The following is a 12,407-nucleotide window of genomic DNA, read 5'->3' as shown; positions in this document are numbered from 1 at the left end:
AAGGGTGATGATTTTTTCACCTGCGACCTGCCCAACTTCAGGAAATTATCATGAAATTGCCAACAGCCGTTGAAATGCGGGCTCTCGATCGCAGCGCCATCGAAGATTTCGGGATTCCCGGGATCGTCCTGATGGAAAATGCCGGGCTCGGAACCGTCCATGAGATGATCAGGGATCTCGGCCCCTGCGAAAACTCCTTCGCCCTGATCTTTATCGGTCCCGGCAATAACGGCGGCGACGGTTTTGTCATTGGTCGTCACCTCCACCAGCGTGGCTGCCAACCGATCTTTTTCATCATGGTCAACCCTGATGCTCTCACCGGCGATGCCGCGGTCAACTTCCAGATCGTCGAAAAACTCAAACTGCCCTTCCATATCATCGACAGCACGGTGCGGGTCAGCACCATCCCGGTCCTCCTCAAGCAGATCGAATCCCGAGGTCTACCCTGTTTTGCCGTTGTCGACGCCCTCTTCGGGACCGGTCTCGGCCGCGACATCGACGGCCGTTTCGCCGACGTCATCGACCTCATCAATCAGCCCGGGTTCGCCCGATCCGTTCCGGTCGTATCGGTGGATATTCCATCCGGGCTTGATTCGGACAGCGGTCGAATCCTCGGCAAATGCATCAGGGCCGACTACACCATAACCTTCGGCTGCCCCAAGCCCGGCCACTTTATCCACGGCAGTTCGGACATGAGCGGTGCCCTGCGGATCGTCGATATCGGCATCCCCCCGGAAGCGGTAAAGAAGGCGGATATCGCTACGGAGCTCATCACCGAATCGACATGCCGGCAGTGGTCGCAACCTCTGCGCCGCGACAAGGCGTCACACAAGGGAAGTCATGGTCATCTCCTCATCCTTGCCGGATCACCCGGTAAGACCGGGGCGGCGCTGCTGGCCGCCAGGGGGGCACTCCGCAGCGGGTGTGGTCTGGTCAGCCTCTGTGTGCCGCACCTGCTGAACGCCATCTTCGAGACCGCCCTGCTCGAGGCGATGACGATCCCGCTTCGCAACAGCCCATCTTTTATTGGTATCGCCGACCGTGACCATATTCTCGAGGCGGCTATAAACAAAAAAGCGATCGTGCTCGGACCGGGCCTCGGCACCAATCCTGCGACCGCCGAACTGGTTCTGTTCCTGTACCAGCAACTCCGCCAGCCGCTGATCATCGATGCCGATGCGCTCAACATCCTGGCCAGCCATCCCCACCAGGTCGGCGAGCCTGCCGGACCACGGATATTCACCCCCCATCCCGGGGAACTCGGCCGTCTGGCCAATGTCACGGTCCGGGAAATCCAGGATAACCGTCTCGCCGCGACCCGCAAGGCCTGCACGCTGTTCAAGCGCAACGATCATCAGATCATCGTCGTCCTGAAGGGAGCCGGAACGATCGTTGCCGTTGATAATGGCATGGCCATGATCAATACAACCGGCAATCCCGGCATGGCAACCGGCGGCATGGGAGATGTATTGAGCGGGATCATCGGCGCCCTGATCTGCCAGGGCATTGAGCCGCTGCAGGCAGCGGCTATGGCGGTCTACCTGCATGGAGCGGCAGGCGATGAGCTTTTGCAGCAGCAAGGGGTAGGGTACAGTGCCAGTGAACTTGCCGACACCCTGCCCTCAACCATCCACACTCATATCCGCCAGAGGAAAAGCAATGAAGAGTGCTTCTGATATCATGACCAGAGAAGTTATCACCGTGACGCTGGAAACCACCGTTCAGCAACTGGCGCAACTTCTGTCCGCCCACGGGATCAGCGGTGCGCCGGTTATCGACCAGGACGGCAAGGTTCTCGGGGTTGTGACGGAAAGCGATCTGATCGACCAGAACAAGAAGGTTCACATCCCGACGGTCGTCACGATCCTCGACTCCTTTTTCTTCCTTGAAAATCCGGACAAGATGGAACAGGAAATGCGGAAAATAGCCGGGGCGACCGTTGCCGATATTTATAGCTCGCCGGCGGTCACCGTTTCAGTTGAAACCCCCGTCGATGAGATCGCAACCATCATGTCGGAAAAAAACGTTCACACCCTCCCCGTCGTCGATGATGGGCAAATAAAAGGGATCATAGGAAAAAAAGATATCATCAAAACTATCGCCGGTTAATCCGGGACAGGCTGGGACGGTTACTGTCGGCCCTACCAGATGACAGGTTGCCGGCCGTGCCGGATCAGATATTCATTGCAGCGAACGAATACACCCGACCCCAGAAAGCCCCTGTGGGCCGAAAGGGGTGAGGGGTGGCTGGTCTTCAGCACCAGATGTTTTCCGCGATCGATCAGCGGCTCCTTCTTCTGGGCGAAGGAGCCCCAGAGCATGAAGACGACGTGCTCCTTGAGTCGTGACACCGTCCGGATGATATCGTCGGTAAGTTCATGCCAGCCGAGATTGGCATGGGAGTTGGGCTTTTTGGCGATGACGGTCAGGCTGGCATTGAGAAGCAGCACCCCTTGTCGGGCCAGTCTGGTCAAATCACTATCGACACTGACGGCTTTCCCCTGGTACATGCTGGCATTGATCTCCTTGAGGATATTGCGCAGCGACGGCGGCTGGGGAACGTCGTTTCTCACCGAAAAGCAGAGACCGTGGGCCTCCGGCCCTTTCCCGGGATGGGCATTGATATACGGATCCTGACCGATTATAACCACCTTGACACTCTCGAGACTGGTGACCCGCATCGCATCGAACACGTGTTGACGCGGAGGATACACCGGCTCTCCAGAGGCCGCCGGTCCATAGGCCTTCTGGACCAGTTCCTTGTGCACACCCTGCCGCATCAGCGGGACCTGTTCTTCCCAAAGCAATTTACTCACCAGCCTCTACCAAATAACGGCCCCGATCGCCGCAGCGCCGCCCGGGTCGTATCGATCACTTGAGAAGGGGCATGATCAGACTGCTGTAACCGTTGTCTTTGAGCCATAGTGAAGTGCTTGGATCTGCGCCACCAGATCATTTTCCCCCAACGATATGATTGACGGACAACTGTCGCGGATCATGGTACCCAAACCTTTATAATAGCATTCGGCAGGATCAAGCATCAACGCCGTGCCTTGGGCCTCGAGAATCGCCTGCACGCCCGCGACGCCGCCATGGGCATCACCGGAAAGGATCACTGCCGCAGTCCGGTTTCTGAAGACAGTCGCGGTCGACGACAGTAGCAGATCGAGGGGGTCTTTGCCATCATCGCTCGACAACTGCTGAAAACTGACATTGGCGCTATAGGGTTTGAGGCCAAACGACTCCGTTCCCGAAACGATATAGCAATTTCCACCATCGATTCGCATGTTTTCCCGGGCCCGAACCACCCTCATTGTACTTATCGAGTTCAGGTATTCGGTAAAGGAGTTAACCGCCTCATCCTCGTCCATGATGACAACGATCAACGCTCCCCCCATATCCGCATCCAGCCTCGAAACAATGCCGAGCAGGTTGCGAAAGCAGCCTGGACCACCGGCAAGAATCGAAATAAAATTGTTTCTCCTGAATTTTTTAAGATGATTGCCAATTTCGATGGTATCGCCGCAGTTTCGACAACTGATCTCCCGCATGAACAGATACCTGTCGCCGTCAATACTCTGCCGGGTCCCGCATTCCTCGCAGAAAACAATCCGCTTTTCCAGCGACAGCCTGGCCTGAAGACCTTTCTGCAGGGTAAAAACCGGCTCGATTGATCGTACCGTGTTGGCGGCGGCGTTGATCACCTTCTGGATGAGTGTCTGTTCATAGATCTCCACATTTTTTTCCTTGAACAGGCAATCTTTGCAGATAAAATCGACGGCGCCGTTTTTCAGGGTGTCGAAGCACCGGGCTGTCCCTTCAATGGTAAGACTGGAGAACATGATGGTGGGGGTTGGGCAATGGACCATCAGATGCTGGAGGGCCGTCATCCCATCCATTACCGGCATTTCCAGGTCCATGAGTATGACATCAGGCGACAGTTTCAGCACGAGTTCGAGTGCCTCGATCCCATTCCTCGCTTCACCGATGATCTCGATACCGATTGAATTTTCAAATATGGCTCTGAGATAACGCCGGAAAACGAGAGAATCATCAGCGATCAGAACCGATATCTTTCTCGACAGTTGCATAGTATTTCACTTTTCCATAGCTCAACCACTTTGATGATACCAAGGAAAACCCTTCTCCACCCCGATCCGGAACCGTCTGCACGACCGGTTGTTGCCGCATGCTACGGTTTCAACCTTTCCAATCTCCACCAAATTCCCGCGTCCAACTGCAACTTCGACTGTTGATTATCGCCCAGCTTCTCCTCGATAGAGCTGATGCTCCAGAATATACCGGCGGATGACCTCTGGAACCATATCATCAATCGGTTCTCCCTGGCGAATTTTTTCCCTGATTGTCGATGAGGATACTGTGAGCGGGGCCTGGGTCAGGAAGTGGACCGGCAACCTGCCATCATTGCTCTTCCATATAGTGCCTGCCGTCGAATATCCCAGTTCGCCGGCGAGTTGTGCCTTGAACGGGGAGAGTTGTTCTCTCTGCCGTTCCGAGACGATAAAAGTAGCCATGGCCAGCAGTTGATTGTATTCCTTCCAGGTTTGTATCTCTAAAAAAGCGTCCAGGCCGGTGAGAAAGAAGAAATCAGTATCCGCGGCATACTGTCGGCACAAATGCCGCAAGGTTTCGATGGTGTAGGTCGGAGTCGGAAGGTGTGCTTCCACCGACGAACATTCGAATTCGGGCCGATGTCGCAGGGCCAGCCTGAGCATCTCGACCCGATGGTGAAACGAAGTCAGTTCAGATGCCAGCTTATGCGGAGGCATCGCGGCCGGGATGAAGACTATCCTGTCGAGACTGCATTCGATCAATGCTGTTTCGGCAAGGCGAAGATGTCCGTAATGCACCGGGTCAAAGGTCCCGCCGAACAGGCCGATCCTTGCTCTCAACTTCGAACCTGGCCCTGGCCGAAAACGACAAATTTCCGGGTGGTCAGTTCCTCCAGTCCCATCGGACCATAGGCATGGAGTTTGGTCGTACTGATGCCGATCTCCGCGCCCAGCCCCAGTTGTCCGCCATCGTTGAACCGCGTCGAGGCGTTGACCATGACGGCCGAGGCGTCGATGGTGGTGATGAACTCCTGCGCCGTCGAGTAGTTCTCGGTGATAATCGCCTCGGTGTGCTGCGACCCGTACTGCTGGATATATGTTCGTGCCTCATCGAGACTGTCGACGATCCGCACCACGAGTTTCAGATCCAGATACTCTCGCCCCCAGTCGTCATCCCCGGCGGCGGTCAGCTGCGGCAGGATCCGCAGGCATCGGGGGCATCCGCGCAACTCAACACCATTTTTACCTAATTCATCGGCGATGACCGGGAGATATGATTCGGCGACAGCCTGATGCAGCAGGAGACCTTCCAGGGCATTACAAACCCCTGGTCTCTGTACCTTGGCATTGAGAATGATCGGGGTCGCCTTGTGAAGATCGGCATCCTTGTCGACAAAGATATGACAAACGCCTTTGTAGTGCTTGAGCACCGGAATTTTTGATGTTTCGGTAACGAACCGAATCAGCCCCTCCCCTCCTCGCGGGATGACAAGATCGATATACTGCTCCTGCTGAAGCATGATATTGACAGCCTTGCGCTCGGTTATCGGGATGACCTGGGCAGCGTTTTCATCGACCCCCTCCTCGGCAAAGGCCCGCTGGAGAATTCTCGCCAGGGCGATATTGCTGTGCAGGGCCTCCGATCCCCCGCGCAGGATGACGGCATTGCCGGCCTTGAGGCACAGGGCCGCGGCGTCAATCGTGACATTTGGCCGTGATTCGTAGATCATGGCGATGACCCCCAGCGGCACCTGCATCCGGCCAACCAGCAGGCCGTTCGGCCGCTTGACCATGTCTCTGATCGCACCGACAGGGTCCGGCAGGGCGCAGACTTCGCGTAACCCAACTATCATCGAGGCGATGACCGCCTCGGAAAGCTCAAGCCGATTGAGCATCGCCGTCGACAGGCCTTTCTCCTTTCCCAGCCGGAGATCCTTGTCGTTCTCCGTCTGGATGTATTCTTTTTCAGCCTCGAGGAGAGCGGCGATCCGCAGCAGCACGGCGTTCTTTTTCGCGGTAGAGAGAGACATCAGCGAAAACGAGGCCTGACGGGCCTGACGGGCAATTGTGTCGATAATCGGTACGAGAGAGGAGCTGTCCATTTTTTTTTATCCTCAATAATGGCGAAACCGGTTCACAGGATAACGAGGTTGTCGCGATGGATGACCTCGTCACTGTCCTTGAAACCAAGGACTCCAATGATCTGGTCTGATTTCAGACCCTTGATTTTTTCAACATCCCGCGAAGAATAGTTGATCAGCCCGACTGCGACGGCAGTCCTGTCGGCGGCGAGACAGCGGACAGAATCACCGACGCCGAATTCGCCCTCCACCGCCTGAATTCCGGACGGGAGAAGGCTCTTCCCCTTGCCGGCAATGGCCTGGACTGCCCCGTCGTCGAGGACCAGGGCGCCTTTCGGCTTCAACACAAAGCTGATCCAGTGTTTGCGGCTATGCATCTTTTCCCGGCGAGGAAGAAAAAAGGTCCCGACCATTTCCCCGCCGAACAACCCCTGGAGGATATCCTGCCGTCTGCCGGGACCGATAAAGGCGCTTCCCCCTCGAATCGTCACCATCTTCGCGGCCTTCAGTTTGGTCGTCATGCCTCCCGTCCCGACATCGCTCCTGCTGCCACCGACCATCTGTTCGATTTCCGGGGTGATCTCGGCGACGGTATATATCGGTGCGACGTCTTTATCGACAGTGGGATCGCCGTTGTACAGGCCGTCGACATCGGTCAGACAGATGAACATATCGGCCTCGATGATATTGGTCACCAGGGCGCCGAGGGTGTCGTTGTCGCCGAACCGCAGTTCCTTGACGGAAACGGTGTCATTTTCGTTGATGATCGGGATGACGCCGAAGCGGAACAGGGTCATGATGGTGTTGCGGACGTTGAGAAACCTGTCGCGATCGGCGAGGTCAGAGTAGGTCAGGAGAATCTGGGCGATATTTTTGCCGTGACGGGCAAAGGCATCTTCGTAGGTCTGCATCAGACACGACTGTCCGATCGCAGCAAATGCCTGTTTTTCCGGAAGACTTATATAGCCATGGGGAACAAAGGAGATTTTTTTCTTGCCGGCGGCCACCGCCCCGGAGGTAACGAGTATGACCTCTCGCCCGCTGCCATGGAGAAAGCTGATCTCCCTGGCGAGGTTCTGAACGACTGCCCGGTTGATGCCATTTTTGTCGGTGAGGATGGCGCTGCCAACTTTGATGACGACTCTTCTGGCCTTATCAAACAATGTCTGACGAAAATAAAGCCCATCATCGCGTTGCATCTGAATAGTCATGATTTCAGAGCAGAGTAGAGATTCTTCGTGTAGCTGTTGACTCAGGGAGCGTCCTTGACCTCCGCAGCCAACAGGTCGGCGCGTGAGACCGCATCAAGATAGTCCTCCAGCACCTGCTTGAGTTCTTCAATACCGTGGCCCGTCAAGCACGAGAGCAGCAAAGGCGCAAGACCTTTTTCGCGAAACCATTTCGCTCGACGTTGCACATTTGCCGGATCGAGCAGATCGATCTTATTCAACACCAGGAAGCGCGTGCGTTCAAAGAGTTCTTCCTTGTACGCCTGTAATTCTTTCTCAATGGTATAAAAGTTTTTTTTGAAATTGTCATCAGACAGATCAATGACATGAAGGAGAATCCTGGTCCTCTCGATATGCCTCAGGAAATTGTGCCCCAACCCGACCCCGGTGTGGGCCCCTTCAATCAGACCCGGGATATCGGCGATAATCACCGGCTCGCTGAACTTGAAATGGAGAACGCCCAACTGCGGCTCCAGGGTTGTGAAGGGATAATCGGCTATTTTTGGATCAGCGGCCGAGAGCTTTGACAACAAGCTCGATTTGCCGGCGTTCGGAATTCCTACCAGGCCGATATCGGCGATCAGTTTGAGTTCGATTCTGAGCCAGCGCTCCTCGCCGGGAACGCCTTTCGATGCAAATCGCGGCGTCCGATTGGTCCCAGTGGCAAAACGGGTGTTGCCCAATCCGCCATCACCGCCATGGGCGGCAATATAGGTATCTCCATCATGGAGAAGATCGGCGACAGTCTCTCCACTCTCGTCATCCTTGATCACCGACCCGGCAGGGACCTCGATGATGCAATCCTCACCTTTTTTGCCGTGCATGTCTTTACCTTGACCGCCACGGCCTCGATCCGCCTTGAAATGTGAGCGGAAGCGGAAATCGATGAGGGATTGTATCCTTTTGCTGGCCTTGACGATTACATCGCCGCCCTTTCCTCCATCGCCGCCATTGGGCCCACCCTTGGCAACGTATTTTTCACGGCGAAAACTGACACATCCATCACCGCCATCACCGGCTTTGACAAAAAATTTCGCTTCATCGATGAAGGCCATGGTCAATCACAGTCAGAAGATATGGTGTTTATTATTGTTTCAGTAGAAAAGAAAAAACTCGAATACCTCTGGACGGTATTCGAGTTTTTGAACCTCTGCTGCTGTCGAAAGAAGAGTCTGACCACTATCAGACTGCAGGATATACACTTACTCTCTTCTTATCCTTTCCAAATTCTTCGTATGTAACAATCCCGTCAACCGTGGCGAACAGAGTGTAATCACGGCCACAGCCGACATTGGTGCCAGGATGAATTTTGGTGCCGAGCTGGCGGACAAGAATATTGCCAGCCTTGACTTCCTGTCCACCGAAGCGCTTGATTCCTCGTCTTTGACCGGAACTGTCACGACCATTTCGTGAACTGCCGCCCGCTTTCTTATGCGCCATTTCCTGCTCCTTGTCTTCCAGGATGAACTTTATCCTGATTCTATGAAAATATTATGCCGAAATTTCTTCTATCATCAGAGCAGTGAAAGACTGCCGATGACCTCGCTTGACCTGGTAGCCCTTGCGCCGTTTTTTCTTGAACACGATGATCTTCTTGGCCCGACCCTGTTCGGCTATTTTAGCCACGACCTTGGCCGACTCAAGTACTGGCTGGCCGATCTTGACATCATCGCCATCGACAACCATCAGGACCTCGTTCAGATTGACGACGTCTCCGACATTCCCATCCAGCTTTTCGACACGCAATTGATCTCCACAGGCAACCTGATATTGTTTCCCGCCGGTTCGTACTATTGCATACATTGATATAAACCTCTTTTTATAAAGATCTTTTCGATTTCAGCAAAGAACTGAATATACTTTTGAATCTGGAATTAGACATTCTTTCTCGTGAGATGTCAAGCAGTTTTACAAACGTCTATTGAAATGAATGCCTATGAAATGGTGTGAAAATCGCGAGGTCGATTGCGTCGCGTTCAAGCCGACCCTTCCAGACGTGCTTTTTCTTTCTCCTGGCGAATGGCGCATGCTTTGGCGAACGCCGCTTTTTTTCCATGTTTGCTGATAGAAACTGATGTTTTCCCTTGTTTCCCCTGATGCGTCACCCAACTTACCTCGTACCTGTTGAGTTTTTCGTTCAACCGCACGCCAACAACACCGGTGCCGGAGTTGCTGACGGTAACCATGTGCTTGTTGGTTCGTACCTTGCCCAGTTTCTTCTCCATTTTGTCACGCCATGAAATGGCTGAGAGAAGACTTGAATAGCGCCCACCGCATTTTCTGTCCGAGAAAAATTTTGAATGGGTCTTGCCAACGAATCGAACACGCACGTACCATCCGTGGGTTCTTTTTGATTCCTGGTCAATTCTTGCGATATCCTTATGTTTTTCCAACAGCAACTTCTGCTTTTTCTCATCTTCCATATACAACCTCGTCTTCGGCCTCTCCGGCCTACATCCAACAAAAGTATCCAGATGACAACAGTGTAAGAAAAAAGTAAGCTTTGACTGCTATCATAAAAAGGGCAGATTTTTTAGCCACCACAGCGTCATAGACGCTGGGCACGCTACTTAGCTTAGTCAGGTATTCATGTCAACCTTTTTTTGAGCGCCAAAGCCGGCACAAAGATTCACGCCAGAAGTACGCGCTTTCAATCAACTCGCCAATAATCGTTATTGTACGTCTCAAGACCTATGTCATCAACATCGAGCCACTTCGCCCAGCTCCTCGGCACAGTCAGGAAACTGCTTGGCGAGCAAGGCTGTCCATGGGACAAACGCCAGACGAATACTTCCCTGAAAAAATATCTCACTTCCGAACTCGACGAACTCATCGCCGCGATAGACAATGGCGATCATGAGAATATCTGCGAAGAGCTTGGCGACCTTCTGTATCTCATCCTGCTGGTATCCGAAATCAACTGCAGGAATGGTCTTTTTTCCATCGACGATGTCATCCATGCCGTCGACTCCAAACTTGTGCGTCGCCACCCCCATGTATTCGAAAAATTTTCGATATTGAGCGATGACGAATTGCGACAACAATGGCTGGCCATCAAATCGCAAGAGAAATTATCAAAATAAAATTGACACTATATCGTTCAAAGAATATACTGCTTGTTTTCGTTGTAGCGGCTTTGTTTCGTAATCAGTTTCCATACTGACTATGAACGGAGCCGGTGATCCTGCTTGCAGGATCATCTACCTTCTCGCCCCTGACGCGATGACGGGGCCAACAGGGCATGAGCCCAAACACCATGAGTCCACGAGGAGGAACCATGCGCAGGTATGAAACGGTCTTTATTCTTCGCCCCAGTCAGAGCGAGGATGAGATCAACGCAATCATTGAAAACACAAAAAATATCATTCTCAACGAACAAGGCAGCATCATCGATCTTGATAGATGGGGAATGAAAAAGCTGGCCTATACGATCAAAAAAGAGATTCAGGGACAGTATGTCTTCTGTGATTTTGCCGGCACACCGGCATCTGTTGCGGAGTTCGAACGCAAGTTCCGGATTGACGATGCCGTCCTCAAGTATCTGACGATCAAGACCGCAGATACCATCTCTGAAGAAGAAATCGCCAAGGCGATTGCCGACGCCGACGCCAAACAGGCAGCACTGGCCCAAGAGACCTCGGAAGATGAGAATCCTGCTGTGGTCGAAGAAAATGAGACTACAGAAGAAACTACCGATGAAGAATAAGCGCGTCGCCGCGTTTTCCTGAAACTGGAGATTCAATCATGGCACAAAAACCACAGAGAAAATTGTTTTCCCGTAAAAAAGTTTGTCGATTCTGCGCCGACAAGGAAGCAGTGATCGATTATAAAGATGTAAAAACACTTCGTAACTTTGTTTCAGAACGTGGGAAAATCATTCCGCGGCGCATTGTTGGCACCTGTGCGACACATCAACGTCAGCTCTGCGAGGCAATCAAACTTGCGAGGCATATTGCCTTGTTGCCCTATTCCGGTGCAGCCCAAGGATAAACTTGCAAGAGGGCAAGAGGGTGGCAAGTGAGGAACAAGCCGGTCCAGAGTTGGGAAAAGTGTTTCGAAACATTTTCCTGCTCTTCCTTGCCGCTTTTCTTCCAGCACTTAATTTTTCAGTTTTCGGCTGGTTGAATGGGGTTCTTCCCCTGCTCGCGTTTATGCTGCTGTATATTTTCGGCCTGAACGTTGGCAACAAGATGATTCTGACGGGAGGGTTACTGGCGGTAGTTGCGGGACTCGCATTGGCACGCATGGAACCGCTGCTGATATCGTTTTCGATGATTCCATCCGGATACGCAATCACCTGGTCTGCACGCCGACAGGACTCACCGGCACGTGCCGGTCTTAAAGGGATAGCGGTACTGGGTGGTTGCTGGCTTCTCCTTATCGCTGTTTTCGCGGCGATATATGGGATGAATCCATATGTCGAATTTCTGCAGGCTCTTGATCAGGGGATCGCTGAGGCTTTGGTATACTACCGACAAAGTGACACCGTCCCTGCTGATACGCTCCTCATTCTCGAAACGAGCCTCTATCAGATAAAAAGAATTCTGCCTTTGATCATGCCGTCAATATTGACCGGCATTGTACTGTTGACCATATGGTTCACTCTGGCTGCCGGCAACCGGATGGCGTATCAATTCACCGGAAATTCTCCGTGGCCACGGTATAGATTGTGGAAGATCCCGGACAGGCTGATCTGGTTGATGATCGTTGCGGCCCTGGCAGCTCTCGTTCCGAGCGGTCGGTTACAGATTGTCGGCATCAATGCCTTGATCATTGGGGGAATACTGTATTGTCTTCAAGGGCTGGCGGTGTTCTCCTTTTTCCTGCACAGATGGAATCTGCCGATGCTTCTGCGCTCATTCCTCTATGTGATGGTAGTTTTTCAGTCGTTTGGAACAATACTTCTTGTTGGGACCGGGCTTGCCGATGTCTGGCTCGATCTCAGAAAGATCAGAAAACCGGCCGATACTGAATCGGCAGATACGTAAAATATATTGCTGCAGCAGGACTTTCCTGCAGAATGA

Annotated in this window: 15 protein-coding genes and 1 pseudogene; 6 read left to right on the top strand and 10 right to left on the bottom strand. The window is 53.1% G+C overall.

Going from position 1 to position 12,407, the window contains the following annotated elements; all coding sequences use genetic code 11:
* Positions 1–50: 50 nt before the first annotated feature.
* Complete coding sequence (locus HNQ81_RS00710) at positions 51–1,676, top strand: NAD(P)H-hydrate dehydratase (RefSeq protein ID WP_183347290.1); 1,626 nt, start codon at positions 51–53, stop codon at positions 1,674–1,676.
* Positions 1,660–2,109 (top strand): CBS domain-containing protein, encoded by a 450-nt coding sequence (locus HNQ81_RS00705; RefSeq protein WP_183347288.1) that lies wholly within the window; start codon positions 1,660–1,662, stop codon positions 2,107–2,109. The genes HNQ81_RS00710 and HNQ81_RS00705 overlap by 17 nt, the downstream gene beginning before the upstream one ends.
* A 32-nt stretch (positions 2,110–2,141) precedes the next feature.
* Here the strand turns inward: HNQ81_RS00705 and ung are convergent, their stop codons facing one another.
* The 10 genes and pseudogenes from ung to HNQ81_RS00660 all read right to left on the bottom strand — a co-directional run bounded on the left by ung (position 2,142) and on the right by HNQ81_RS00660 (position 9,806).
* The gene (ung, locus tag HNQ81_RS00700) at positions 2,142–2,816 is read right to left on the bottom strand and encodes a uracil-DNA glycosylase (protein ID WP_337833405.1); all 675 of its coding nucleotides are present in this window, start codon (positions 2,814–2,816) and stop codon (positions 2,142–2,144) included.
* 75 nt (positions 2,817–2,891) lie between these two features.
* Complete coding sequence (locus HNQ81_RS17445; protein ID WP_337833404.1) at positions 2,892–3,704, bottom strand: chemotaxis protein CheB; 813 nt, start codon at positions 3,702–3,704, stop codon at positions 2,892–2,894.
* A gap of 111 nt (positions 3,705–3,815) precedes the next feature.
* Positions 3,816–4,091 (bottom strand): annotated as a pseudogene (locus HNQ81_RS17985) (response regulator); the annotation flags it as partial.
* Positions 4,092–4,256: 165 nt separating this feature from the next.
* Positions 4,257–4,913 (bottom strand): nicotinate-nucleotide adenylyltransferase, encoded by a 657-nt coding sequence (gene nadD, locus HNQ81_RS00690; RefSeq protein WP_183347284.1) that lies wholly within the window; start codon positions 4,911–4,913, stop codon positions 4,257–4,259.
* Positions 4,910–6,175: a glutamate-5-semialdehyde dehydrogenase gene (locus tag HNQ81_RS00685; RefSeq protein ID WP_183347282.1), complete on the bottom strand. Its 1,266-nt coding sequence runs from the start codon at positions 6,173–6,175 to the stop codon at positions 4,910–4,912. Before HNQ81_RS00685 ends, nadD begins: the two co-directional genes overlap by 4 nt.
* Before the next feature lie 32 nt (positions 6,176–6,207).
* On the bottom strand, positions 6,208–7,365 hold the full coding sequence (proB, locus tag HNQ81_RS00680; RefSeq protein WP_183347280.1) for a glutamate 5-kinase: 1,158 nt from the start codon (positions 7,363–7,365) through the stop codon (positions 6,208–6,210).
* A gap of 41 nt (positions 7,366–7,406) precedes the next feature.
* On the bottom strand, positions 7,407–8,438 hold the full coding sequence (gene obgE / locus HNQ81_RS00675) for a GTPase ObgE (protein ID WP_183347278.1): 1,032 nt from the start codon (positions 8,436–8,438) through the stop codon (positions 7,407–7,409).
* 127 nt (positions 8,439–8,565) lie between these two features.
* The gene (gene rpmA / locus HNQ81_RS00670; RefSeq protein WP_035229099.1) at positions 8,566–8,823 is read right to left on the bottom strand and encodes a 50S ribosomal protein L27; all 258 of its coding nucleotides are present in this window, start codon (positions 8,821–8,823) and stop codon (positions 8,566–8,568) included.
* A 51-nt stretch (positions 8,824–8,874) separates the two neighbouring features.
* Positions 8,875–9,186, bottom strand: coding sequence for a 50S ribosomal protein L21 (rplU, locus tag HNQ81_RS00665; RefSeq protein ID WP_183347276.1), 312 nt, complete (start codon positions 9,184–9,186; stop codon positions 8,875–8,877).
* Between the two features lie 173 nt (positions 9,187–9,359).
* On the bottom strand, positions 9,360–9,806 hold the full coding sequence (locus HNQ81_RS00660; RefSeq protein WP_183347274.1) for an AP2 domain-containing protein: 447 nt from the start codon (positions 9,804–9,806) through the stop codon (positions 9,360–9,362).
* A gap of 270 nt (positions 9,807–10,076) precedes the next feature.
* Between HNQ81_RS00660 and HNQ81_RS18245 the strand changes: the two genes are divergently transcribed.
* The 4 genes from HNQ81_RS18245 (at position 10,077) to HNQ81_RS00640 (ending at position 12,371) form a co-directional block, all read left to right on the top strand.
* The gene (locus HNQ81_RS18245; protein WP_183347272.1) at positions 10,077–10,466 is read left to right on the top strand and encodes a MazG nucleotide pyrophosphohydrolase domain-containing protein; all 390 of its coding nucleotides are present in this window, start codon (positions 10,077–10,079) and stop codon (positions 10,464–10,466) included.
* A 194-nt stretch (positions 10,467–10,660) separates the two neighbouring features.
* A complete protein-coding gene (gene rpsF / locus HNQ81_RS00650; RefSeq protein WP_183347269.1) occupies positions 10,661–11,089 on the top strand; it encodes a 30S ribosomal protein S6 in 429 nt (142 codons plus the stop codon).
* A gap of 38 nt (positions 11,090–11,127) precedes the next feature.
* A complete protein-coding gene (gene rpsR / locus HNQ81_RS00645) occupies positions 11,128–11,373 on the top strand; it encodes a 30S ribosomal protein S18 (RefSeq protein WP_183347267.1) in 246 nt (81 codons plus the stop codon).
* A 20-nt stretch (positions 11,374–11,393) separates the two neighbouring features.
* A complete protein-coding gene (locus HNQ81_RS00640; protein WP_183347265.1) occupies positions 11,394–12,371 on the top strand; it encodes a DUF2232 domain-containing protein in 978 nt (325 codons plus the stop codon).
* Positions 12,372–12,407 lie beyond the last annotated feature (36 nt).

The sequence above is a fragment of the Desulfoprunum benzoelyticum genome (assembly GCF_014201505.1).
GTDB classification, from domain to species: domain Bacteria; phylum Desulfobacterota; class Desulfobulbia; order Desulfobulbales; family Desulfocapsaceae; genus Desulfoprunum; species Desulfoprunum benzoelyticum.
Note: the sequence above shows the minus strand (reverse complement) of the source record. Positions and strands in the feature narration are given on the sequence as shown.